Annotated in this window: 22 protein-coding genes; 13 read left to right on the forward strand and 9 right to left on the reverse strand. The window is 62.4% G+C overall.

Going from position 1 to position 24,210, the window contains the following annotated elements:
* The first annotated feature begins 32 nt into the window (after nucleotides 1-32).
* Complete coding sequence (locus ACSQ3L_RS18590) at nucleotides 33-1,406, forward strand: class II 3-deoxy-7-phosphoheptulonate synthase (protein ID WP_436161275.1); 1,374 nt, start codon at nucleotides 33-35, stop codon at nucleotides 1,404-1,406.
* 71 nt (nucleotides 1,407-1,477) lie between these two features.
* Here ACSQ3L_RS18590 and ACSQ3L_RS18595 read toward each other — a convergent pair whose 3' ends face one another.
* The 3 genes from ACSQ3L_RS18595 to ACSQ3L_RS18605 all read right to left on the reverse strand — a co-directional run bounded on the left by ACSQ3L_RS18595 (nucleotide 1,478) and on the right by ACSQ3L_RS18605 (nucleotide 3,747).
* Entirely contained in the window at nucleotides 1,478-2,245 is a 768-nt protein-coding gene (locus tag ACSQ3L_RS18595) for an RES family NAD+ phosphorylase (protein WP_436161276.1), read from the reverse strand.
* On the reverse strand, nucleotides 2,205-2,579 hold the full coding sequence (locus ACSQ3L_RS18600; protein ID WP_436161277.1) for an MbcA/ParS/Xre antitoxin family protein: 375 nt from the start codon (nucleotides 2,577-2,579) through the stop codon (nucleotides 2,205-2,207). Before ACSQ3L_RS18600 ends, ACSQ3L_RS18595 begins: the two co-directional genes overlap by 41 nt.
* Before the next feature lie 97 nt (nucleotides 2,580-2,676).
* Nucleotides 2,677-3,747 carry a diguanylate cyclase domain-containing protein gene (locus ACSQ3L_RS18605; RefSeq protein WP_436161278.1) on the reverse strand — a complete coding sequence of 357 codons (1,071 nt, stop codon included), beginning with the start codon at nucleotides 3,745-3,747 and terminating at the stop codon, nucleotides 2,677-2,679.
* A gap of 411 nt (nucleotides 3,748-4,158) precedes the next feature.
* Between ACSQ3L_RS18605 and ACSQ3L_RS18610 the strand changes: the two genes are divergently transcribed.
* From ACSQ3L_RS18610 to ACSQ3L_RS18620, 3 genes are all read left to right on the forward strand, one after another.
* Nucleotides 4,159-4,575, forward strand: a complete 417-nt coding sequence (locus tag ACSQ3L_RS18610) for a GFA family protein (protein ID WP_436161279.1) — start codon at nucleotides 4,159-4,161, stop codon at nucleotides 4,573-4,575.
* A gap of 80 nt (nucleotides 4,576-4,655) precedes the next feature.
* Nucleotides 4,656-5,015 (forward strand): diacylglycerol kinase, encoded by a 360-nt coding sequence (locus ACSQ3L_RS18615; RefSeq protein WP_109669321.1) that lies wholly within the window; start codon nucleotides 4,656-4,658, stop codon nucleotides 5,013-5,015.
* Between the two features lie 40 nt (nucleotides 5,016-5,055).
* Nucleotides 5,056-5,643: a hemerythrin domain-containing protein gene (locus ACSQ3L_RS18620; protein ID WP_436161280.1), complete on the forward strand. Its 588-nt coding sequence runs from the start codon at nucleotides 5,056-5,058 to the stop codon at nucleotides 5,641-5,643.
* A gap of 3 nt (nucleotides 5,644-5,646) precedes the next feature.
* Here the strand turns inward: ACSQ3L_RS18620 and ACSQ3L_RS18625 are convergent, their stop codons facing one another.
* Nucleotides 5,647-6,234, reverse strand: a complete 588-nt coding sequence (locus ACSQ3L_RS18625; protein ID WP_436161281.1) for a DedA family protein — start codon at nucleotides 6,232-6,234, stop codon at nucleotides 5,647-5,649.
* Nucleotides 6,231-6,794, reverse strand: coding sequence for a DUF1003 domain-containing protein (locus ACSQ3L_RS18630; protein ID WP_436161282.1), 564 nt, complete (start codon nucleotides 6,792-6,794; stop codon nucleotides 6,231-6,233). Before ACSQ3L_RS18630 ends, ACSQ3L_RS18625 begins: the two co-directional genes overlap by 4 nt.
* A 90-nt stretch (nucleotides 6,795-6,884) precedes the next feature.
* Here ACSQ3L_RS18630 and ACSQ3L_RS18635 point away from each other — a divergent pair, with 90 nt between their 5' ends.
* The 6 genes from ACSQ3L_RS18635 to gltX all read left to right on the forward strand — a co-directional run bounded on the left by ACSQ3L_RS18635 (nucleotide 6,885) and on the right by gltX (nucleotide 15,216).
* Entirely contained in the window at nucleotides 6,885-7,601 is a 717-nt protein-coding gene (locus tag ACSQ3L_RS18635) for a DNA-3-methyladenine glycosylase I (RefSeq protein WP_436161283.1), read from the forward strand.
* Between the two features lie 136 nt (nucleotides 7,602-7,737).
* A complete protein-coding gene (locus ACSQ3L_RS18640) occupies nucleotides 7,738-9,426 on the forward strand; it encodes an NAD+ synthase (protein WP_436161284.1) in 1,689 nt (562 codons plus the stop codon).
* Nucleotides 9,427-9,462: 36 nt separating this feature from the next.
* Nucleotides 9,463-9,873, forward strand: coding sequence for a GNAT family N-acetyltransferase (locus ACSQ3L_RS18645; RefSeq protein WP_436163478.1), 411 nt, complete (start codon nucleotides 9,463-9,465; stop codon nucleotides 9,871-9,873).
* A 360-nt stretch (nucleotides 9,874-10,233) separates the two neighbouring features.
* A complete protein-coding gene (locus tag ACSQ3L_RS18650) occupies nucleotides 10,234-12,039 on the forward strand; it encodes an ABC transporter ATP-binding protein (protein WP_436161285.1) in 1,806 nt (601 codons plus the stop codon).
* Nucleotides 12,040-12,320: 281 nt separating this feature from the next.
* Complete coding sequence (locus ACSQ3L_RS18655) at nucleotides 12,321-13,496, forward strand: hypothetical protein (RefSeq protein ID WP_436161286.1); 1,176 nt, start codon at nucleotides 12,321-12,323, stop codon at nucleotides 13,494-13,496.
* 346 nt (nucleotides 13,497-13,842) lie between these two features.
* Entirely contained in the window at nucleotides 13,843-15,216 is a 1,374-nt protein-coding gene (gene gltX / locus ACSQ3L_RS18660; protein ID WP_436161287.1) for a glutamate--tRNA ligase, read from the forward strand.
* Here the strand turns inward: gltX and ACSQ3L_RS18665 are convergent.
* From ACSQ3L_RS18665 to ACSQ3L_RS18675, 3 genes are all read right to left on the reverse strand, one after another.
* Nucleotides 15,134-16,348: a DUF2865 domain-containing protein gene (locus ACSQ3L_RS18665; protein WP_436161288.1), complete on the reverse strand. Its 1,215-nt coding sequence runs from the start codon at nucleotides 16,346-16,348 to the stop codon at nucleotides 15,134-15,136. The genes gltX and ACSQ3L_RS18665 overlap by 83 nt on opposite strands.
* An 87-nt stretch (nucleotides 16,349-16,435) precedes the next feature.
* Nucleotides 16,436-18,760 (reverse strand): NADP-dependent malic enzyme, encoded by a 2,325-nt coding sequence (locus ACSQ3L_RS18670; RefSeq protein WP_436161289.1) that lies wholly within the window; start codon nucleotides 18,758-18,760, stop codon nucleotides 16,436-16,438.
* A gap of 177 nt (nucleotides 18,761-18,937) precedes the next feature.
* Nucleotides 18,938-19,717, reverse strand: coding sequence for an SDR family oxidoreductase (locus ACSQ3L_RS18675; RefSeq protein ID WP_436161290.1), 780 nt, complete (start codon nucleotides 19,715-19,717; stop codon nucleotides 18,938-18,940).
* A 120-nt stretch (nucleotides 19,718-19,837) separates the two neighbouring features.
* On the opposite strand from ACSQ3L_RS18675, the gene ACSQ3L_RS18680 reads away from it, so the two are divergent.
* Complete coding sequence (locus tag ACSQ3L_RS18680) at nucleotides 19,838-20,653, forward strand: UDP-2,3-diacylglucosamine diphosphatase (protein ID WP_436161291.1); 816 nt, start codon at nucleotides 19,838-19,840, stop codon at nucleotides 20,651-20,653.
* A 124-nt stretch (nucleotides 20,654-20,777) separates the two neighbouring features.
* Nucleotides 20,778-21,992 (forward strand): MFS transporter, encoded by a 1,215-nt coding sequence (locus tag ACSQ3L_RS18685; protein WP_436161292.1) that lies wholly within the window; start codon nucleotides 20,778-20,780, stop codon nucleotides 21,990-21,992.
* Here ACSQ3L_RS18685 and dgcA read toward each other — a convergent pair.
* Nucleotides 21,963-22,946, reverse strand: a complete 984-nt coding sequence (gene dgcA / locus ACSQ3L_RS18690; protein WP_436161293.1) for an N-acetyl-D-Glu racemase DgcA — start codon at nucleotides 22,944-22,946, stop codon at nucleotides 21,963-21,965. The two genes, ACSQ3L_RS18685 and dgcA, sit on opposite strands and share 30 nt — an antisense overlap.
* 76 nt (nucleotides 22,947-23,022) lie before the next feature.
* Between dgcA and ACSQ3L_RS18695 the strand changes: the two genes are divergently transcribed.
* Nucleotides 23,023-24,210: an MlaE family lipid ABC transporter permease subunit gene (locus ACSQ3L_RS18695; protein WP_436161294.1), complete on the forward strand. Its 1,188-nt coding sequence runs from the start codon at nucleotides 23,023-23,025 to the stop codon at nucleotides 24,208-24,210.

The raw sequence follows: 24,210 nt of genomic DNA on the forward strand, positions 1-24,210 counted from the left end.
GGTGCTCGCCGGAAAGAGCGTTGGGTGCAGCGATGACGAAATGGTCGCCGAATTCGTGGAGAGCAAAGCCGATCAAGCAGGTTCCTGCCTATCCGGACCTTGTCGCGCTGAAGAACACGGAGGCCCAGCTCGCAACCTTTCCGCCGCTGGTTTTTGCCGGTGAGGCGCGCAAGCTGAAGAAGCAGCTTGCGGCAGTCGCTGCCGGTGACGCATTCCTTCTCCAGGGCGGCGATTGCGCCGAAAGCTTCGCCGAGCATGGCGCGGACAACATCCGCGACTTCTTCCGCGTCTTCCTGCAGATGTCGGTGGTGCTGACCTTTGCCGGCGCGCAGCCGGTGGTGAAGGTCGGTCGCGTTGCCGGCCAGTTCGCCAAGCCGCGCTCGTCCGACAACGAGACCAAGGGCGAAGTGACGCTGCCCAGCTACCGCGGCGACATCATCAACGGCATCGAATTCGATCAGAAGTCGCGCATTCCAGATCCTGCCCGCCAGGAAATGGCGTACCGCCAGTCGGCGGCGACGCTCAACCTTCTGCGCGCCTTCGCGCAAGGCGGCTATGCCAGCCTGGAGAATGTGCATAGCTGGATGCTCGGCTTCGTATCCGACAGCCCACAGGGCGAAAAGTACGAGTCGCTTGCCAATCGCATCACCGAGACGATGGACTTCATGAAGGCCGTCGGCATCACCTCGGAAACCAACTACGCGCTGCGCGAGACCGATTTCTACACCAGCCATGAAGCGCTGCTGCTTGGCTACGAGGAGGCGCTGACCCGCGTCGATTCGACCTCCGGCGACTGGTACGCCACATCAGGCCACATGATCTGGATCGGCGACCGCACCCGCCAGCCCGACCATGCGCATGTCGAATATTGCCGCGGCATCAAGAATCCGCTCGGCTTGAAGTGCGGCCCGTCGCTGACGCCGGACGGGTTGCTGGAACTGATCGACCTGCTCAACCCCGAAAACGAACCTGGCCGGCTGACGCTGATCGCGCGCTTCGGTTCCGACAAGGTCACCGATTATCTGCCAAAGCTGGTGCGCGCGGTGCAAAAGGAAGGCCGCAGCGTGGTGTGGTCGTCGGATCCGATGCACGGCAACACCATCGAGGCCGCCGGCTACAAGACGCGGCCGTTCGACCGCATTCTCAAGGAAGTGCAGACCTTCTTCGAGGTGCATCGTGCCGAGGGCACGCATCCGGGCGGCATCCATGTCGAAATGACCGGCAAGAACGTCACCGAATGCACCGGTGGCGCGCGCGCGATCACCGCCGAGGAGTTGCAGGACCGCTACCACACCCATTGCGATCCGCGCCTTAATGCCGACCAGGCGATCGAACTGGCCTTCCTGGTGTCCGATCTGCTCAAGAAGAGCCACCCGGTGCAGCACAAGCAGGCCGTCAACGGCTGAGCTTGATTTCGACCTGAACGGTTGACGAAAAAAGCGCTGGAGAAATCCGGCGCTTTTTCATTTTCAGCTGCTCAATGTCCGCGATCCCAGCACAGGCCGATGAGACGGGGATCGGCAAAGGCGGTCCTCGAAAACTCAATCCGCTTTTCCGGAAATTCGCAGATTGCCTGCACGCCGAAGGCGCCAAGTCGGATGCGCCAGGTCTGCGGCTCCATCGGCTTGGCCTTGGCAAAGCCGCGGCAGGTCAGCAGGGCGATGTTGGTGCCTTTGAGGTCACGCGCCGAGCGGTAGCGGATCGCTTCCAGCCCGGCCTCGCGGGCAGTATCGGCAATGGCCTGGCAGGCCGCATAGTCGGTCGGATGCGTCCATGCCGCGGCGTCACGATCGAGCGGCGGCCGGGTGAGATCGATCGCCCCGGCGGATTTGATCGCGGCGGCAAAGGCCGTGTATTCGGCGGCGTCGCTCGGCCAGGGTGTTTTGGGCGACTCGGCAAAGAACAGCAGCCGGTAGAAGGCCATTTCGGCCACCGCGGTCATCATGGTCTCGGCCGCATAGTAGACGCCCTTGGTCCTGCCGGCGCGACGGAAGCGCGAACCATACGGATAGACGGAGCCGTAGCGGAAAGGCGTCGCCAGGAGATAGTGGAGGTGGCGGCATTCGAGCGGGATCTGCGGCTTGGTTTCCTCGATCAGGTCTTCCAGCAGCGCCTGCTCGTCGAGCGTGTCGACGACTTTCAGCGTCGAGACATGGTGCTGTGCCTCGACCATGCGCCAGTATTTGCCGTCAATGCCGACGGTCTCAGACGAGAGCGCGTCGCGAGTCCAGATAGGCGATGACATCGACAAGCCCGGTGATGGTGGCAATTTTTTCGAGCGGAGCGGCGTCGAACGCCGTGTTGGCGTTTTTCAGCCATGCCCGCGCGACAGCCGCGTCGCCGCCGACAATGGCGTCGAGCGAGCGGAACAGCCTGACGAACAGCACGGCGAGCTCGAATGGCTTGGTGCCGCGCTCGAGCAGGAATTCGTCCCTGCGCATGCGCGAAACCGTGGCCTCCGAAACGCCGATCACCGAGGCCAGCATCCTGGCTGTGATGTCGAGCAGATCGGCGGCGCGCAGCGTTGCCTTGGTCAGGACTGCATTCTCGGCTGTCTTGGCAACGGTTTGAGGTCGCATCGCGATGCCTTCCTGTTTCTGTGGAAAATATAGGCCACAAAAATTCATATGGAAAGGGGCGGATGTGAAACAATCCGCAGAAGCGATGGAGGGAAGCTTAGTCCTTCTTGTAGAGCAGCCAGCTCTTGCCGGCCCGGCCAGCCATCGTCGAGTGCCTGGTGACGCGGTTGCGGCCGCTGACCTTGGAGCGATAGAGCGCCCGGTCGGCCTTGGTGTAGAGATCCTCCGGCCCCTCGGCCTCCGACGCCATGCAGATACCCATCGAAACGGTGACGGTGCCGTAATTGGTGCCGGTCTGGCTGCTGGTGAACGGCGTCTGCTCGATCAGCGCGCGAATGCGTTCGGCGACCTCGTAGGTGGCGTCCTCGCTGGCGCCCTCGATGATCAGCGCGAACTCCTCGCCGCCAGTGCGGGCGACGAACATGTCGCCGCGAATGCTGGTCTGGAAGATGTCGGCGATGCTCTGGATGATCTTGTCGCCGACCGGGTGGCCATAGCGGTCGTTGATGTCCTTAAAGCGGTCGATGTCCGCAAGGACCAGGGCGTTGAACAGGATACCCCTGTTGCTGTTGTAGATCCTGGTGATTTCCTTGTCGAAGGCGCGGCGATTCCAGATCTGGGTCAAGGGATCGGTGTCGGCCAGCCGCTTGTATTCCTCGAGCTTCGCCTTGACGCTCTCGAGTTCGGCTGTCTTGTCACTGAGCGTCGAGGCTACCTGCCTGCCGTGATCGATCGTCGAATTGGTGGCAGTCGCCATGGCGTTGGCGATCTTCTGCAAAAGATCCTGAGACAGAAGGCTGCGGCCGCTGAGGCCGCTCGATGTCTCATCGAGGATCCTGCCGTATTTCTCGATGTGGCTGCGCTCGCTCCGCAGCAGCGAAGCAACCTCCTCGAGTTCCCTGGCAATGACGTCCCTGGCATGCTCGACGATGCCCGGACCATGGTTGTGGGCAAAGAAAGTGCGCCCGATCTGATCCAGTTCATCCTGCGTCGGCCGGCTGCTCAGCGAAACGACGGCGAGGCTGAGCTCGCGATTGGTGCCGCGCAGTGCCTCGTAGAAAATCTCGTAGTTGCGCGGCATGCTGAGCACGCCCAGCTGGCGCATTGTGGCAACAACGCTGGCTGCGATGTCGGTGCTTCGTTCGGTCGGGAGAGCTGCCGGCTGCATTTTGATTCTTCCCCTCGGATCCCGCCACAGATTCTCGGGTTCCCTTTGTCGCCGACCTGGGGAATGCGACAGACAGTCAAGAACAACTTGCGAAGGCCGCGTCCCCACCCATGACCTTCGCTTGCCGTGACCATAAATGCGCCAGCGCTAAAGTTTCCTTAATTTGCAGAGATCCCGCAGTTTTTCTCTACCTGCGGCTGTAAAAGCTTAAATTTGCGCACCAACAATCGAAAACGACGCCGATTTGGCGGCTTTGAATCCGAAATTCGCGCATTGCGCTCTTGAAAATGAAACTGAATTTCGGATTCGCCACGCCAGTACATGTCGCATTTGCTTGCGTGTGATCGTCGCAAAGCTGGAATCCTGACAACGATGCTGATGCCAGGCAGAGTTTTCCTCAAGGAGGTCGAAATGAGCGACAATCACACGGGATCGTGTCTGTGCGGAGCGGTTCGCTTCAAAACGCACGGAGCGCTGCGTGGCGTCGTCTATTGTCATTGCTCGCAATGCCGCAAGCAGAGCGGACATTTCTATGCCGCGACCAATGTTGCCAACGCCGACATCGTGATCGAAGGCACGGAAAGCATCACCTGGTTCGAAGCGTCTGCCTTTGCCAGGCGTGGTTTTTGCAAGGCATGCGGGTCGGTGCTGTTCTGGAAGCCGCGAGACCAGGACTACATTTCGGTCATGGCCGGATCGTTCGACAGGCCGACAAGTCTCGAGGGTGAATGCCATATCTTTGTCGGCGACAAGGGCGACTATTACTCGATCGACGACGGGCTGCCGCAGTTTGAAAAGTCGACGCCGTCCATCCCAGTCGCGGAATGAATCTTGGACAAGTCGCCTTATTCCATTGATCTGGCCAGCCATTGCATTATCCCGTGCCGGTGATTCGGAAAGGGTTTGGCATGCAGCGGCTGATCGACGCTTATTTCAATTCGGTACGGGCGTTTCGCAAACTGGCCGTCAGCGAGAAGGCATTCCAGCAGGAGCTGATGCTGCTCGCACTGGCCTTGCCGCTCGGCTGGTTCGTTTCGATCTCATGGCGCGGCTATGCCTTGCTGATCGGTGCGGTGCTGCTCTTGATCATGGTCGAAGTGCTGAACACCGGCATCGAGGCGGCATGCGATGCCTTCAGCCGCGAGTTCAATGTCGACATACAACTCGCCAAGGACTGCGGTTCGCTGGCTGTGCTGATTTCGGTGCTCATCGTCGCCGGCGTCTGGGGCATCGCGATCATCGAGCGGATCACCGGCCTACCGATCTGACGCTTCAATCACTACATGGCAGTCACCAAAGGAGACTGTCATGACCGAGGCCGCCAACTTTCTGCTTCTCGATCGCAAGAGCCTGCCGGATGATCTCCGCTGGCTGACTGAGAAATATCCGCGTGAAAACTGGCAGGACCATGCCAACATCCATGGCATCGCCAATATGTGGCTGCAGCGGCACGACATGTTCCGCGAACTTGGCGGCATGTTGACCAACGGTATTGGCGACTATCGCGAGGGCAGGCTGACGGCGCCCGACTTCGCACGCTGGTTCGCGCCGCGCCTCAACCATTTTCTCGGCAATCTCGACGGTCACCACAATGTCGAGGACTATCAATATTTCCCCGTCTTCGCCAAGGCCGAGCCCCGTTTGAAGCGCGGCTTCGATATCCTCGATGCCGACCATCACACCATCCATGAAGGCCTGGAGCGCAATGCCGAGGCGGCCAATGCCTTCATCAAGACGCTTCAGGAGAGTGAGGACAGACAGCGCTTCGCCGCCGACGCCTATGCCGACGAAAACAGCCGCCTGATCGCCATGCTGACAAGGCACCTTGCCGACGAGGAAGACCTGATCATCCCGCTGATCCTCGATCGGGGGGATCAGGCGCTCGGCGTCGATTGACGATCAGCTCTCCCTGGCGCCTTCCTTCCTGGCGATGTGACGGGCGACGAGCCATGCAAGCACGGCAACCGTCAGGCCGATGCCAAGCCCGACCAGCAACCGCTCGTGGCGCATAAAAGCCTGGCCGATGAAATGTTCGGCTCCCAGGCCAAAGACATAACCGATGGTGCCGAACAGCACCGCCCAGATCGCCGATGAAAGCGCGTTGAGGATGACGAAGCGCGGCGCCGCGATGTTGGAAAGGCCGGCCGCGATGCCGCCGACCAGGCGCATGCCGTAGATATAGCGGTTCGACAGCACGAAAATGTCGGGATGTGTGTTGAGCAAATGAAAGGCGCGGCGGAAACCTGGCCGCTTGCGCAATCTGATGACATAGGGATGGTCGGCAAAACGCCGTCCAAGGATGAAGAAGAAGGTGTCGCCGACGAAGGCGCCCAGCGCGGCTGCGAGGACGGCGTGCCACAGCACGAAGACATGCTGGTGGGCGAAGAAGCCGCCAAGGATGGCGGCACTTTCACCCTCCGCGATGCAGCCGATAAAAACGGCAAGCAGACCGTATTGTTCGATGAAATGGTGGATCGCGTCGGTCATGAAGGCGACTGCTGCTGCGACAGCCTGTCGTCGATCCGCTTGACCATCTCGGCCAGCCGCACGATCTCGTCGCGCATGCCGAGGATCTGGCCGTGGCGCAGTTCATCCAGCTTTTCATGCAGCGCCATGATCTCGATCTCGGCCTTCAGATTGACCTCGTAGTCGTGGGCGGCGTCGATGCGGTCGCGCTCGGTCTGGCGGTTCTGCGCCATCATGATCACCGGCGCCTGCAAGGCGGCGATCATCGACAGGACGAGATTGAGGAAGATGAACGGGTAGGGGTCGAAGGCGTCACGCGACAGCAGCCAGACATTGCCTGATGTCCACAGGATCAGAAAGCCGATGAAGGTCAGGATGAAGGACCATGAGCCGCCGATGCGGGCGATCGTGTCGGCAAGCCGGTCACCGAACGTCTGATGGAAGGCGACGGCCTTGTTGGTGTCGCGCGAGATGGTGGTGCGTTCGAGAGTCGATTGCAGCACTCGGCTTTCGAGCTGGCTGAGGCCGTCCGGCCGTCGCTTGAGCCAGCGGTTCGCCAGATCGTCGATCGTCTTGTTCATGGCTGTCTCCAGGGTCTTGGCTGCCACAAGAGGTAGAGGCTGCCGGCTCACACGGGAAGTGTTAGATTGATTCCAGATGCCGAGGGACCAATGGCCGATTTCAAGAAAATTCGCGCACGCGCTGCAAAACGCAAAGGCGGCGAGGAGGAATTGACGTCGCTGCTCGGCCCGGCGCCCGACAATGCCGCCGTGGCCGACATCGCGGACGATCGCATTCTCTCTGTTATGGCCGAGCGGGTCTTTGCCGCCGGTTTCGTCTGGCGCGTCATCGAACAGAAATGGCCTGGCTTCGAGGAGGCGTTTCTGCACTTCGAGCCGAAGCGGCTGCTGTTCCAGCCCGATGATTTCTGGCACGAGCTGACGACCGACCAGCGCATCGTGCGCAATCCGCAGAAGATCAAATCCGTGCGCGACAACGCTGCCTTCGTCGAGCGCGTGTCGAAAGAACATGGCGGCTTCGGCAGGTTCCTCGCCGAATGGCCTGATGATGACCAGGTCGGGCTGATGGCCTGGCTGGGCAAGCATGGCAGCCGGCTCGGCGGCAACACGGGCCAGTATTTCCTGCGCTGGCTGGGTTGGGATGCGTTCGTCATCTCGGGCGATATGGCCGCCGCGCTGCGCGACGCTGGCCTCGACATCACCGAAAGCCCGACGTCGAAGAAGGACTTGGACAAGATACAGAGGCAAATCAATCAATGGGCAGCGGAGACACGTCTGCCGCGACGCCATATCTCGCGCATCCTGGCGATGTCGATCGGCGAGAACCATTCGCCGCAAGCGTTGCGCGAATATATGGGCGACGACTGAGACCGGTCGTCTGGCCATATCCATCGATCGGGTAGGACATGTCGTTCAGTCTGGGACACGATCGATATCGATCGGTCCGAATTGGTCCAAACGAACGCCATTGCCCGGGCAATTTTGCCGCGCTAAGTCAGCAGGCATGACCAAGAAGCTCGACATCCTGCGCATCGCCGTCGCCCAGCTCAATCCGACCGTTGGTGACATATCAGGCAATCTCGCCAAGGCGCGCGAGGCGAGGGCGGATGCCGCCCGCCAGGGCGCCGATCTCGTGCTCTACACCGAGCTATTCCTCGCCGGCTATCCGCCGGAGGACCTGGTGCTGAAGCCGGCGTTCCTGAAAGCCTGCGAGAAGGCGGCACAGGATTTCGCCGCCGATACCGCCGATGGCGGTCCGGGCGTCATCATCGGCACGCCGCTGAAGCGCAAGAGCGGCACGCACAATTCGATCATCTTCGCGGACGACGGCAAGATCATCGCCGAACGTTACAAGCTCGATCTGCCCAATTACGGCGAGTTCGACGAGAAGCGCGTCTTCCAGGCCGGACCCGAGATCCAAGGGCCGGTCAATTTCCGCGGTGTGCGGATCGGGGTTCCGATCTGCGAGGACATCTGGGGCGAAGTCGACATCTGCGAATCGCTGGCCGAAAGCGGCGCGGAAATCCTGCTGGTGCCGAACGGCTCGCCCTACTATCGCACCAAGATCGATGTCCGCCACCAGGTCGTCATCCGCCAGGTCATCGAGTGCGGACTGCCAATGATCTATGCCAACCAGCTTGGCGGACAGGACGAGCTGATCTTCGACGGCGCGTCGTTTGCCATTGGCGCCGACAAGACGCTTGCCTTCCAGATGAGCCAGTTCGAGGAAGCGGTCGACGTCACCACCTGGAAGCGTCAAGGCGAAGGCTGGATTTGTTCCGAAGGGCCGATGTCGAAGATCCCGGACCGGGAGGAGGCCGACTACCGCGCCTGCATGCTGGGCCTGCGTGACTACGTCAACAAGAACGGTTTCAAGAACGTCGTGCTTGGTCTGTCCGGCGGCATCGATTCGGCGATCTGCGCGGCCCTGGCCGTCGATGCGCTCGGCGAGGAGCGGCTGCGGGCGGTGATGATGCCCTACCGCTACACCTCGAAGGACTCGCTGAAGGACGCCGAGGATTGCGCCCGTGCACTCGGCTGCCGCTATGACATCGTGCCGATCTTCGAACCGGTCGAAGGCTTTCTGCATACGCTGACGCAGATGTTCGAAGGCACCAAGGAAGGCATCACCGAAGAGAATTTGCAGAGCCGCGCACGCGGCACCATCCTGATGGCGATCTCCAACAAGTTCGGCTCGATGGTGGTCACCACCGGCAACAAGAGCGAGATGTCGGTCGGCTATGCCACACTCTATGGCGACATGAATGGCGGCTTCAATCCGATCAAGGATCTTTACAAGATGCAGGTCTACGCGCTGTCGCGCTGGCGCAACAGCCACGTGCCGCCGGGCGCGCTGGGACCCTCGGGCGAGGTGATCCCGAAGAACATCATCGACAAGGCGCCGTCGGCGGAATTGCGCGAGAACCAGACCGACCAGGATTCGCTGCCGCCCTATCCGGTGCTGGACGATATCCTCGAATGCCTGGTCGAGAATGAAATGGGCGTCGACGACATCGTTGCGCGCGGCCATGACCGGGCGACGGTAACGCGCATCGAGCACCTGCTCTACATCGCCGAATACAAGCGCCGGCAGGCAGCACCCGGCGTTAAGATCACCAGGAAGAATTTTGGCCGCGACCGCCGCTATCCCATCACCAATCGTTTCAGGGATCGGCTAGACACTGTTTCCTGACCGAAAGCTCGCGCCATGCCGCAGGCGAGGGTAGCCATGCCCGACTGTGAAATCAGCTTCGACCTGTCACGGATCGATTTCCGGGCGACATCCGACCTGTTGATATCGAGCTATTGGGGCGCCGGGCGCAGTGATGAAGCCCATCGCCGCGCTTTTGCCAATTCGCTTTGCGTCGGCGCTTACATAGATGGCAAGCAAGTCGGCTTCGGGCGGGCGATCACGGACCGCACGGTGTTTGCCTATCTCGCCGATATCATCATCTGGCCGGAGAATCGCGGGCAGGGCATAGGCAGCCGGCTTGTACAGGCCCTGATCGACCATCCTGAAGTCACGACTGTTTTCCACTGGAGCCTGTCGACCAGCGACGCCCATGGCATGTATGAAAAGCTTGGGTTCAAGCCATCGACCGATGGCCGCTACATGCGCTTGGATCGCATTCCTGAATGAGGCGCGCGGCTTGCCCCGTTGTTGCAAAATAATCGCAGTGGTTGGACCAGATACACTTTTGGCGTGAACTCGTCTTGGCGATGCATCGGGGCGTCTCTATAAGGACACCTCCGCAATTGTCTTGCGGGAGGTCCGAATGGCAGTATTTCACATGGTAATGCGAGGCCGCGAAGCCTAGGTCTCATCCGGCGCTCCGCGAAGGTTTGCCCTTCGTGCCGATGCCGGATCGAGCAAAGGCTTATGCCGATGCCGGTCGCCGCCCGACTATGGGCGAGACGCCAAATATGCCACTCCGCTTTGCGCGGCTTCTTCAATTTTCGACCTACCTGGGATCGGGCTCGTTTGCGCCCGAATGACATCATGGCTCGTTTCAAGATCGATTTGCGCGCGAGCGCCTTTCGCAGCGTTCTTGGTTTCACGTTCACTCACTGGCAGCGCCAGCCGTGGCGGCTTTCGCTCATCATGGGCGGCTTCCTGCTGTCGACGCTGGCCGACGTGTTGACGCCGCTCTATTCCGGCCGGCTGGTCGACGCCGTCGCCAGCAGCGCCGGCGCGGACGCGATTGCCTGGAATGCCGCGATGACGGCGTTTTCGATGCTGATGGCGCTGGCGCTGACCGGCGTTGTCTTGCGCAATCTTGCCTTCATGGGCATCGTCGAACTGACGCTGAAGATGATGGCTGACATCGCCGCCGACGCCTTCCACCGCGTCCAGCGCTTTTCCACCGACTGGCATGCCAACAGCTTTGCCGGCTCGACGGTGCGCAAGGTGACGCGCGGCATGTGGGCGCTCGACCTGCTCAACGACACGATCCTCATCGCGCTGTTGCCGTCCGTCGTCATGCTGGTCGGCTCGACGCTGCTGCTCGGCTGGTTCTGGCCGCTGATGGGCGCGGTGGTTGCTGCCGGCTCGGTGCTGTTCATCATGGTGACGGCGATGCTGTCGCTTGGCTATGTCGCACCAGCAGCAAGGCTCGCCAACACCTGGGACACGCGCCTCGGCGGCTCGCTGGCCGACGCGGTGAGCTGCAACGCCGTGGTCAAGGGCTTTGGCGCCGAGGAGCGCGAAGAGCGCCGCCTGGCCAGGGTCGTCGCCAAATGGCGTGCGCGCACGCGGCGCACCTGGGTGCGCGGCACCATCAACGGCACCACGCAAGGGGCCTTGCTGCTGGTCATGCGCGCGGCGGTGATCGGGCTGGCGCTGATGCTGTGGTCGTGGGGGCAGGCGAGCGCGGGCGACGTCGCCTTCGTGCTGACTTCGTTCTTCGTGCTGCAGGGCTATCTCAGGGACATCGGCACGCATATCCGCAATCTGCAGCGCTCGATCAACGATATGGAGGAACTGGTCGACTTCCAGTCCGAACCGCTCGGCATCGAGGACCGGCCCGGCTCCAAGCCGATCCGGATCACCGAAGGGGCTATCCGCTTCGACAACGTCACTTTCCACTATGGCAATCATCGATCAGCGCTTTACCGCGACTTTTCGGTCGATATCGCGCCTGGTGAACGTGTTGGGCTGGTCGGCCATTCGGGTTCGGGCAAGACGACGTTCGTCAAGCTCATCCAGCGGCTCTATGACGTGAATGCGGGGAAAATCCTGGTCGACGGCCAAGACATCTCCCAGGTGGCGCAGGCGTCGCTGCGCGGGCAGATCGCCATCGTCCAGCAGGAGCCGATCCTGTTCCACCGGTCGCTGGCCGAAAACATCGCCTATGCCAAGCCGAGTGCGACGCAAGATGAGATCGAGCATGCCGCGAAGCTGGCGAGCGCGCACGATTTCATCACCAACCTGCCGAAGGGCTACGGCACATTGGTCGGCGAGCGCGGCGTGAAACTATCGGGCGGCGAGCGGCAGCGCGTGGCGATCGCGCGCGCCTTCCTTGCCGATGCGCGCATCCTGATCCTCGACGAGGCGACATCGAGCCTCGATTCGGAATCCGAGGTGCTGATCCAGCAGGCGATGGAGCGGCTGATGGTCGGCCGCACCACGCTGGTCATCGCGCACCGGCTTTCGACGGTGCGGGCGCTCGACAGGCTGCTGGTTTTCGATCGCGGCAACATCGTCGAGGAAGGATCGCATGACGAACTGATCCGGCTGAAGGGCGGCATCTACCGCCGCCTGTTCGAACGCCAGGCGCTGGAACTGACCAAGGGACTTGTCGGCTGACCCTGAGGCGGCCTCCGACTTCGGCCGGAGGCCGCCTCAGCCCGGCGCTGTCAGCCCAGCGAGCTGGAGCAGGGCACGCAATCGCAGGGCGCAGCCGAACCTGCCCATCGGCGGCGTGGGGCATCCGAGGTCCCGTATGCTGGCCGACCAAAATTTGCCTGTGAGGTCCTGTTCCGGATACTAAGTTTTGAGACCTCTGTTCATCATACTGACCGAGATACGTTGTTTCTACCATTGGTTGATATATATCCGATGGAGGCAACCCATGGGCGTTCTTCACGATGCATCTTTCTGCAAATGCCGAGGAAAAGGTGGCCGCGCCTTCAGTGCTGGACTCTCAGCACGGCTCGGTTCGGCCGCTCGCTGCAGAAGATCTCGAGCGTGTGGCCGCACTCTTCCTGACGAAGTTTCGCCGGCGGCGGCGTCATATCCTCGATCGCGCGATCGCCGAGACGGCCGCGTATATGAGAAAGATCTATCTCGACCCTGCCGGCCAGTCCGGTGAAAGCAACGCTCTTGTCCAGATCAACCGGCAGGGTCGTCTGGGCGGGTTCCTCGGTGTCCTGAAAGCCCGCTACGAGCTCAACGGAGCGGCATTGAATGCGGCGATCATCGGGCCGCTCATGGCCGATCCCGGCACCGATGACGGTTCGGCCGGACCGCAATTGCTGCGTGCCTTGCATCAAGGTGAATTCGATCTGCAGCTGACCGATTCGGCCAACCGGACATCTTTGGCCTTCGCGCGCCCGATGAAGTATCAACTCCTGCCGGTGCATTGTCTGGGATGGACATATGTTTTCCGGCCGGCGGCGATGGCCGCCGCCGCACTGCACCGTAAATGGCCCGGCCTGCCTCACCTGGTACTCGATCCATGCGCGAGAGCGTTCGATGCTCTTGCGAAAAAAAGGTTCGAACCCTCGGTTCAGTTGTCATCGTCGCATCGGATCCACCGTGAGCCGATCGATGCCGTGCAATTTGCCGAGAAACTGCCGACCCTCCTGTCTGGTTACTCCCTTCGGCCGAGCTGGAAGGATGGGGAGCTGCCAAGGTTGCTCGCGCTGGCGGCCGAGAAGCGGGCCGACGGCCCCCTTCATTTCGGTGGGACCTACGATGAAACAGGCAAAATGCTCGGTTGTTACGCCTTCTATGGCCAAGCCGGCGACATGGCGAACCTGTTGCAAATTCAGGCGTCCGGGTCGCACTGGGGCGCGACGCTGGATGCGCTTGTCGCCGCCGCGTGGGAGATGGGCTGCGTGGGCATCACCGGACAGACGCAGACCAGATTCATACCTCAACTCTTTGGCTACAAGAATGTCTTCTTCCGCTATGCCGGGGGGACGATGGTCCGCTCGCGAATCGCCGAGGTCACGGAAGCGGTCCGTTCCGGCGACATCTTTATCGGTGGATTGATGGGCGACCGCTGGACCCGTCTCAGTTCCGATGATTTCGGTCGCTGATCGCCTTCAACCGCTACGAACTCGGTTACCGGGTTCCTTCGGAGTCCCCGCCGGCGCGTTGGCTGACGGAGCATCAAACGAAAAACCCGCCGGTGCGGCGGGTCACTGGCGCAAATCAGCACCATAGGCAAATATATACCATAGCTGACGGCAGGGAGTCAAGAAAAAATTCCTAAAGCTGCCAACGCCGCCGAACTGGCTGCACGAGGCCTTTGTTAACCTGAGTTCGGAGTCCTCTGAGGCGTCCACCGCCCGGTCTTTTCATTCCAGCCGCCATGTTCTATGTCTGCCGGGCAGCGTGGGGGCGCGTCTTGTCAATCGCAAAAGCATCCGGTACGCCCCGCTCATGACAGTTACCGTTCGTTTCGCCCCGTCGCCGACCGGCCGCATTCATATCGGCAATGCGCGTACCGCTCTGTTCAACTGGCTGTTTGCCATGAACAACAAGGGCCGCTTCATCCAGCGCTTCGACGACACCGACATTGCCCGCTCGAAGCAGGAATTTTCCGACGCCATCCTCTACGACCTGCATTGGCTCGGCATCTTTCCCGACGCCACCGAATACCAGTCGCGGCGCTTCGAGATCTACCACGCGGCGGTCGAGAGGCTGAAGACGGCAGGCGTTCTCTATGCCTGCTACGAAACGCCGGAGGAGCTCGATCTCAGGCGCAAGGTGCGCCGCACGCGCGGCCTGCCGCCAGTCTACGGCCGTGAGGCGCTGACGCTGACGCAAGAGCAGATCGCCGAGTACCAGACCGATGGCCGCCGGCCGCACTGGCGTTTTCTCCTTCCCAATTTCTCAGACGATCCGCAACAGCCCGAACGGACCGAGGTCCACTGGAACGACATGGTGCGCGGCGAGGAAACCGTTGATCTCGCCTCGCTTTCCGATCCGGTCCTGATACGCGAGGACGGCACCTATCTTTACACGCTGCCCTCTGTCGTCGACGACATCGAGATGGGGGTCAGCCATGTCATCCGCGGCGACGACCACGTCACCAACACCGGCGTGCAGATCGCCCTGTTCCAGGCGCTGGCTGCCGAGCCGCCAGTGTTCGGCCACCACAACCTGCTGACCACGGCGTCGGGCGAGGGACTGTCGAAGCGCACCGGCGCGCTCTCCATCGAAAGCTTGCGCGAGAACGGCATCGAGCCGATGGCCGTCGCCTCGCTGGCCGTGCTGGTCGGCACCTCGGAGAATGTCGTGGCGGTGCCGACGATGGGCGAACTCGCCGAACGCTTCGATCCTGCGGCGACATCGAAATCCGCTGCCAAATTCGACCCGGACGAACTGTTCGTTCTCAACCGGTCGCTGCTGCACCACATGCCGTTCACCGAGGCACAAGACCGGCTGATCGTGCTCGGCATCTCGGGCGAGCAGGCCGAACCGTTCTGGCTGGCGGTGCGCGGCAATCTCGACAGGCTGGCCGATGCGGTCAGCTGGTGGCGTATTCTGCGCGAAGGACCGCAGGAGAGGCCGGAATTTTCCGACGACGACCGCGATTTTCTTCACCAGGCCTTCGACCTGCTGCCGGAGGAACCCTGGACCGCGACGGTCTGGAAAGACTGGACGGGCAAGATCAGGGAAGCGACAGGCCGCAAGGGCAAGGCGTTGTTCATGCCGCTGCGAACAGCCCTTACCGGACTGCCTTCGGGGCCGGAGCTTGCAGATCTATTGCCGCTGATGGGTCGGGAAGGAACGTTGGCCCGACGACCCTGACCTTGCGCTGTTCCGGCGGCAGCGCGGACACCGGGGACGTCACCGGCTTGGCGGAAAGCCGCTTGATCGCCTCGCGATCGAGCCCACCCGCCAGATTGGCCAGAGTTTCCGGATCGGCACCCGGATCGGGCTTGGAAGCTGGCACTGGAACGAACGGTCCCGAATCCGTTTCGGGCTGCGATTGCTCCGGATTTGGCGGATTGCCGGCGATGATCTGAAAGCCCTGCGCGGCGGCGTTGCAGCCGCAGGCCGGCGGACGCGACATGTCGGGCCGCTTGTAGAGATAGGCGGTCGGCAATTCGCTGTAAGGCCGGCCGGTGACGGATGACGTCATCGAGGCCGAATCGTCGTCCATGCCGCGCGAGTAGAAAACCTGCATCTCGGTGCCGGGGCAGCTCGACTCGCAATTCTTCTGGTCGCGCTCGAAATCGCCTGCCGAGGCCGAGTTCGACATCGGGAAGAAGTAGCCGTCGCAGGTGCGCACACAGGAGGTATGGAATTCACCGCCGACGCTCGGGAAGTCCGGCACGCCGGGCTGGTTGAGCACCCCACGGACGCTGCGCTCCTCGCCGGGATCGTCAGGCTGGTCGAGGGTGTCCGGCGTGTCGAGTTGCTGGCTGTTGCCGCCAAAAAGCTGGTCGAACAGATTGGCGCTGCCGCCGTCGCGGTTCGCTTCCTGCAAGGGTGCGCGCCGAGGCGCAACGGTGTCGTCGCGGCAGCCATTGGCGTCAAGCGCCGCTAGTATGCGTCCGCGGTCACGGCGTGAGCCGCCGCCGGCAAGCCGCTCGCGTTTGCTTTGCAGCGCATCGAGATTGGCATTCATGCGGTCGATGGTGGCGTTAAGCCCGGCGCATTGATTGAGGTTGCGGCCAAACAGCGAAAAGCCGCAGCCGGCCCGGCTCGCCTGGCTGCGGGCTTTCGAAATCTGCTCATTCTGCCTGGCAATTGCGGAATCGTATTTCCGGATCAGCGCCGGACCGCCACCGCCGCCGCGTGAGGCCGCGGCAAGATCGGCTTCCAACTGGCGGCAGACCCGCGAGGCGGCCTGTGGTTCGGTTATCCCCCAGGTTCCGGACAACAAGAGGCCGAGCAGCACGGCAGCATGCGCCTGCTTCCACCCTCCGCTTGCCATCGCCAAACTCCGCCTGCCCAAACCCGCCTTTTGGCCCGCGAGGCTACCGTGTTCGCGGTTAACTGCAGTTTACCGCGAAATCCGTGTTCAGCCCAGATTGACGACCGCCTGTGCCTTGTGGGCGGCTTCGACCACGGCAAGCGCCGTCATGTTGACGACGCCACGCGAGGTGACCGACGGCGTCAAGATGTGCGCCGGCATGTCGGTGCCGAGTAGGATCGGCCCGACATGCAGCGCGTCCATCATGGTTCGGAGCGCGGTTAGCGTGATGTTTGCCGAATCGAGGTTGGGGAACACCAGCAGATTGGCTTCACCCTTCAGCCGCGAATGCGGATAGACGCGCTGACGCAGATGCTCCGACAGAGCGGAATCGGCATGCATCTCGCCATCGCACTCCAGTTCTGGGGCGATGCGCGCCAGGATCGCCGCCGCTTGCCGCATCTTCAGCGCACTCGGCGAATCGCGCGAGCCGAAATCGGAATGCGAGAGCAGCGCTGCCTTCGGCTCGATGCCGAAGCGCTGGATTTCTTCCGCCGCCAGCACCGTCATCTCGGCGATTTCTTCCGCCGTCGGGTCGACGGAGACGTGCGTGTCGGTGAGGAAGATGATGCCGCGCTGCGAGATCAGCATCGAGAGCGTCGACAGATCGCGGTCCTTGACGCCGGTGCGTGGGCCGATGATCAAGGTGACATTGCGCAGATGCCGCTCGAAGCGGCCTTCGAGGCCGCAGACCATGGCATCGGCATCGCCGCGTTTCAGCGCCAGGGCCGCGATCACCGTGTTGTCGGTGCGCACCATCGTGCGCGCAGCCTCCGTCGTCACGCCGCGCCGGCCAGCGAGCTCGATCAGCAGGTCGACATAGTGGCGGTAGCGCGGATCGTCTTCGGGATTGATCAGGCCGAAATCGACGCCGGGCTTGATGCGCAGACCGTAGCGCTTCAGGCGCACTTCGATGACGTGCGGGCGGCCGATCAGGATCGGCTCGGCGATGCCTTCCTCGAGCACCACCTGGGCGGCGCGCAGCACGCGCTCGTCCTCGCCGTCGGCATAGATGACGCGCTTGGCGGTCGACGCCTTGGCGGACGAGAACACCGGCTTCATCACCAGGCCGGAGCGGAAGACGAAGCGGTTCAACTTGTCGATATAGGCGGGGAAGTCGGTGATCGGCCTTGTCGCGACGCCAGTGTCGCAGGCAGCCTTGGCGACCGCCGGCGCGATGCGCAGGATCAGGCGCGGATCGAAGGGCGAGGGGATCAGGAACTCGGGGCCGAAGATCGGGGTCTCGCCGGAATAGGCGCGGGCGGCGACGTCCGAAGGTTCCTCGCGTGCGAGCGCCGCGATTGCCCGCACCGCCGCCATCTTCATCTCTTCATTGATGGCGCTGGCGCCGCAGTCGAGCGCGCCGCGAAAAATGTAAGGAAAGCACAGTACGTTGTTGACCTGATTGGGAAAATCGGACCTACCGGTGCAGATCATCGCATCGGGACGCGCCGCACGGGCGGTTTCCGGCATGATCTCGGGATTGGGGTTGGCCAGCGCCAGGATCAGCGGTTTTGGTGCCATGTGTTGGAGCAGTTCCGGCTTCAGCACGCCTGCCGCCGAGAGGCCAAGGAAGACATCGGCGCCTGAGATCACATCGGCCAGCGTGCGTGCATCGGTGTCCTTCACATAGGGGTCTTTCCAGCGGTCCATCTCGTCGGTGCGGCCCTTGTAGGCAACGCCGAAACGATCAGTGACCCAGATGTTTTCGACCTTGGCGCCGAGCGAGACCAGCAGGTTGAGGCAGGCAAGGGCGGCGGCGCCGGCACCTGAGGTGACGATCTTGATGTCCGATATGGTCTTGCCGGCGAATTCCAGCCCGTTGAGCACGGCGGCGGCGACGATGATGGCGGTGCCGTGCTGGTCGTCGTGAAACACCGGTATGCCCATGCGGGCCTTCAGCCGTTCCTCGACCTCGAAGCACTCAGGTGCCTTGATGTCCTCCAGGTTGATGCCGCCGAAGGTCGGCTCCAGCGCCGAGATCGTCTCGACCATGCGCTCGATGCCGGGCGCGTCGATCTCGATGTCGAAGACGTCGATGCCGGCGAACTTCTTGAACAGGACAGCCTTGCCTTCCATGACCGGTTTGGAGGCCAGCGGGCCGATATTGCCGAGGCCGAGCACCGCCGACCCGTTGGAGACGACACCAACCAGATTGGCGCGCGCGGTGTAGTCGGCGGCGGTCGCCGGATCGTCGCGGATTTCCAGGCAAGGGGCGGCGACACCAGGCGAATAGGCGAGCGCGAGGTCGCGCTGGTTGCCGAGTGGCTTGGTCGCCTGGATTTCGAGCTTTCCGGGCCTTGGGTGCTTGTGGAAGTAGAGGGCGGCTTCGTCGAGATCCGAACGTGCCGTCTTTTTGGTCTCGCCTTCCATGCGGCCGCTCCCTCGAAATTTGCGTGGAGATTCCCTTTTAGCATGCAGCCGCGTGTTTTCGCGACGCTAATTGACGCGCCGGCAGCTTTACGCGGCGACGCGTCAAAGATCGTGATCTATCAAAATCTTACGCTAATTTCATGACAAATGAGTCCTGTCGTCTGGCAGGCCCGTCGGTCAAAAAGCGCTGACGTAGAGACCGCCATCGACCGGTATGTTCTGCCCGGTCAGATAACCGGCATGGACCGAGCACAGGAAGGCGCAGATCTGGCCGAATTCCTCCGGCGTGCCGAGCCGCTTGGCCGGAACATCGGCGCTGATGCGCGTCTTGCGCGCGGCTGCTGCCTCAGGGTCCTCGACGGTGCCGGCTTCATGCGGGCCGCGCAGACGGTCGGTGTCGAGCTTGCCTGGCAGAAGGCTGTTGATGGTCACGTTGCGGTCGGCAACCGTTCTGGCCACGCCGGCAAGGAACGAGGTCAGGCCGGCTCGCGCGCCGGACGACAGGTCGAGGCCAGGAATGGGCACATAGACCGACAACGAGGTGATGTTGACTATGCGGCCGAAGCCGCGCGCCGCCATGCCGTCGAGGACGGCCTGAACCAGTTCGATCGGCGTCACCATGTTCTGGGTGACGCCTTCGAGGATCTTTTCGCGATCGAGCGTACGGAAATCGCGAAGCGGCGGACCGCCATTGTTGTTGACGAGGATGTCCGGCTCGGGACAGGCGGCGAGCAGCGCCTTCTGCACCTCGGGCCTGGAGACGTCGCCAACGATTTCCGTCACCGTGACGCCATAGCGCTGGCGCAACTCCGCGGCGGTTTTCGCCACCAGCTCCGCATTGCGCCCGTTGACGACGATGTCGCAGCCGGCCTCGGCCAGCGCCATGGCGCAACCGCGCCCCAGGCCTTTGCTCGAAGCGCAGACGATGGCCTTCTTTCCCCTGATACCGAGATCCATGATGTTTTTCTCCTTGTAAGTCGGCGGCAAGCTAGTCCTTCGGCTGGACCAATCGCAACCGTCATACGGTTGTTGCATGAATCGGGGCATAGCCTGCGCGAAAGCAACGGTGAAATCGCGATGTCCGGCCAAGAGCCCCGCACCTTCCGCAGCATGTTCATCTCCGACGTCCATTTGGGCTCGAAGGCGGCCAAGGCGGAATTCCTGATCGATTTCCTTCGATATCACGATGCCGATATCATCTATCTGGTCGGTGATATCGTCGACGGCTGGCGGTTGCGGCGGAGCTGGCACTGGCCGCAAAGCCACAATGATGTCGTGCAGAAACTGCTGCGCAAGGCGCGAAAGGGCGCCAACATCACCTACATCGCCGGCAACCATGACGAGTTCGCCCGCCAGTTCCAGGGTGTGCATTTCGGCGGTATCGTCGTCGCCGACCGCGCCATCCATGAGACCGCCGATGGCAAGCGGCTGCTCGTCATCCATGGCGACCAGTTCGACACCGTCGTCCACAATGCGCGCTGGCTCGCCTATCTCGGCGACCACGCCTATGACGCGGCGATGCTGGTCAATCGCGTGGTGACGCGGTTGCGCCAACTGCTCGGCCTTCCATATTGGTCGTTCTCCTCCTGGGCCAAGGTCAACGTCAAGAAGGCGGTGAACTTCATTGGCTCGTTCCAGACCATGCTTGCCGAAGAGGCGCGCCGTTCGCATGTCGATGGCGTCATTTGCGGCCACATCCATCATGCCGTCATCGAGAATTTTGGCGATGTCCAGTACATCAACACCGGCGACTGGGTGGAAAGCTGCACGGCGGTGGTCGAGCATTTCGACGGCCGCATGGAAATCCTGACCTGGGCGCAGGTGCTGCCCGCGGCGCCGGACGAGCCTTTTATCCCATTGCTCATCGAAGACCGGGTAGGGCAGGCGGCATAGGCCGAAGTTCGTTTCGGCCCAGGGATCAATCGATTAGTCCAACCGGTTCCGCCCGGTTTTCGCCCATGTTAAGGGATCGATACGCGTTGCCGTCCGGCCGAGTGCAGCGTGATTGGATCGATTCATGTCCCTGCCGCCGCTTTCGCCCGAACAACTCGTCAAGCCGCGCCGTTTCGAACTGCGCATGAGCCTGATCTTCGCCACGCTGTTCGTGCCGCTCGGAACACACGTGCCTTATTTTCCGCTGTGGCTGCAGGGCGAGGGTTTTCACGCCGAGCAGATCGCCGTCATTCTGGCTGCGCCGATGTTCCTGCGCGTGGTGACGACGCCGCTGTTGACCGCACTGGCCGACCGGGCCAGGGACCGAGCCGATGTCTATGTCGCGCTGGCGGCTGCGTCGCTGCTTTTGTCGGCAGGTTATTTCCTCACGCCGACCTATGTCATGGTGCTGGCGGTATCGCTGGTGCTGACCATTGTCTGGACGCCGCATTCGCCGATTGCCGATTCGCTGGCGCTCTCGGGTGTGCGCCGCTTCGGGTCGAACTATACCAGCATGCGCAAATGGGGCTCGATCTCTTATCTCTGCGCCAATGTCGCCGGCGGCTTCATTCTGTCGGCAACAGGCTCGCGGGCCGTTCCGGTTATCATTCTCGTGGCGTTTGTCGCAGCCCTTGCCGCCGGTCTGGCGGCACCCCGTCTTGGCCGACCGCGGCGTGCCTCACCGCTATCGGCCACCGACATCCAGCATTCGGCACCGAAGCTTCTCAACCCATATTTCCTGTATTTCTCCATCGGCGTCGGCGTCATCACGGCCAGCCACGCATTCCTCTACGGCTTCGTCTCCATCTACTGGAAATCGATCGGCATCAGCGATTCGGTTGTCGGCCTCTTATGGGCCTGGGGCGTGGTGTCGGAGGTCTGCATGTTCATGATGTTCACCCGCTTTTTCGACCGGTTCTCCGTCGTGTCGATCATGGTGATGGCGGGGATCGGCTCGATCGTGCGTTGGATCGCCTTTCCGCTGGTCTGGCCGCTCGGCCTCGGCATTCCCGGCTTCTTCGGTGTCCAGTCTCTGCACTCGGTCTCGGTGGCGTTGGTGCTGATCGGCCTGCAGAAGATGATCGGCGAAACGGTCTCCGAGGAGCGGACCGGTGCCGCGCAAGGCATCGCCTATTTCTCCAACGGCTTCTTCATGGCGGTGGTGACGCTGGCATCCGGCCCGCTCTACGACCGCTTCGGCGTCGACGGCTTCTTTGCCATGATCCCGATCGCCTTGATCGGACTGGTGCTGATCGGGATTGCGGCGCGCTCAGCCCCAGAGCGCCCTATCCGGCGGTGACACCAGCGATCCCTGGTAGACAAGGCCGGGCACGCGGTCGCGGGCAAGCAGCAGGGGACCGTCGAGGTCGACGAAATCGGCATCCTGGGCGAGCAGCACAGCCGGCGCCATGGCCAGCGACGTGCCGACCATGCAGCCGACCATCACGCCGAACCCCAGTTCGCGGGCACGATCGCGCAGCACCAATGCCGCCGTCAGCCCGCCCGACTTGTCGAGCTTGATGTTGACGGCGTCGTAGAGGCCGACAAGCGCTTCGAGATTCTCAGCCTCGTGCACGCTTTCATCGGCGCAGATCGGCACGGGATGCGCGATATGGCGCAGGATTTCGTCGTGGCCGGCCGGCAGCGGCTGTTCGATCAGTGCGATGCCTTGCTCGGCGGCAAAGGCGAGGTTCGCAACGATGTTGTCGTCGCTCCAGCCCTCGTTGGCGTCGAGGATGATGCGGCTGTCAGGCGCTGCTTGCCTGACGGCGCGGATGCGGGCGATGTCGTTATCGCCGCCGATCTTGACCTTGAGCAGCGGCCGCGCCGCGTTGGCGCGGGCTTGCGCCGCCATTGCCTCCGGCTCGCCCAGCGACAGCGTGTAGGCGGTTTCGAGCGGCCGCGGTGAAGCGGCACAAACGCTGGATGCCACCGGTCTGCCGCTCAACTTGGCTTCGAGATCCCATAAGGCACAGTCGACGGCGTTGCGGGCGGCTCCGGCCGGCATAGCGTCAAGCAAGGCGCTGCGGTTGATGCCGCCGGCGATCCGGTCGCGCATGGCCTCGATCGCCTCGCGCACGCCGTCCATGGTCTCGCCATAGCGCTTGTAGGGAACGCACTCGCCACGGCCGGCGTGGCCACCCTCGCTGATCGTGCAGGAGATCACTTCGGCTTCGGTCTTGGAACCGCGCGAGATGGTGAAGGTTCCGGCGATTGGAAAACGCTCGGCCTCGACCGAAATGACACGCGCCATATTTTTCTGCTCCTGCTATGCGACAAGCGTTGTCGGCAAATCGACAGGTCAGACCCGTCAGGCTAAACAGGACGCCATGTTGACCATCGGCAAGCGCGACGCAAGCGGCACGACCGCAGGGGAGGCTGACCACGAACCGCGCGTGGCGATCGGCGAGGAGGACGGCGTTCTCGGCTGCGCCTTCTCGGGAACCTGGACGACACGGACCGTCGCGCTGATCGATGCTAAGATGCGCAAGATCGAGAAGCGAAGCGGTTTCAAGACTTTGGCGCTCGATCTTTCCAAAATCGAGAAGATGGACACCGCCGGCGCCTGGTTGATCGACCGGCTGGTCAGCGCCTTCGAGAAGAAGGGCGTCGAGATCCAGTTGCAAGGCCAGAGCGAGATCGCTTCGATCCTGCTCGACGCGGTTGGCGAGGCCGTGCGGCGCGAACCCGAATCTGGCGCCGCCGGCGCGCCCAATATCGTCATCCGCGCGCTGGAGGCGGTCGGACGGCGCGTCTACGAGATGCGCGACGACTTCCTTGCCTCGATGAACATCCTCGGCGCCACCATCCGCGGCGCGCAGATGAAGCTCGGCCGTGGCCATGCCGTCAACCCTGCGGCGATCTTCAACCAGATCGACCGCATGGGCGTCGGCGCCATTCCGGTGGTGGTGCTGATGTCGGCGATCGTCGGCGCCATCGTTGCCCAGCAAGGTGCCTATCAGCTCAGCTATTTCGGCGCCGATATCTTCGTCGTCGACCTGGTCGGCGTGCTGATCCTGCGCGAGCTTGGCGTGCTGATGACGGCGATCATGATCGCCGGCCGCTCCGGCAGTGCTATCACCGCCGAGATCGGTTCGATGAAGATGCGCGAGGAGGTCGACGCACTGAAGGTTATCGGGCTCAACCCGATCGGCGTCCTGGTGTTTCCGCGGCTGGTGGCGCTGGTCATCGCCTTGCCGTGCCTGACCATCATCGCCAATTTCGCGGCGCTCGGCGGCGGCATACTGGCTGCCTGGCTCTATTCCGACATCCCGCCCGCCGCCTTCATCGACCGGTTGCGCGTCGCCATCGATCTCAGCACCATCTTTGCCGGCCTGATCAAGGCGCCGTTCATGGCCATGATCATCGGCACGATTGCCTCGGTCGAAGGCATGAAGGTCGGCGGCAGCGCCGAATCGCTCGGGCAGCATGTCACCGCGTCGGTGGTGAAGTCGATCTTCGTCGTCATCATCCTCGACGGACTTTTTGCCATGTTCTACGCAGCGATCGAGTTCTGA

The organism is Mesorhizobium sp. LjRoot246 (genome assembly GCF_964254115.1).
GTDB lineage: Bacteria > Pseudomonadota > Alphaproteobacteria > Rhizobiales > Rhizobiaceae > Mesorhizobium.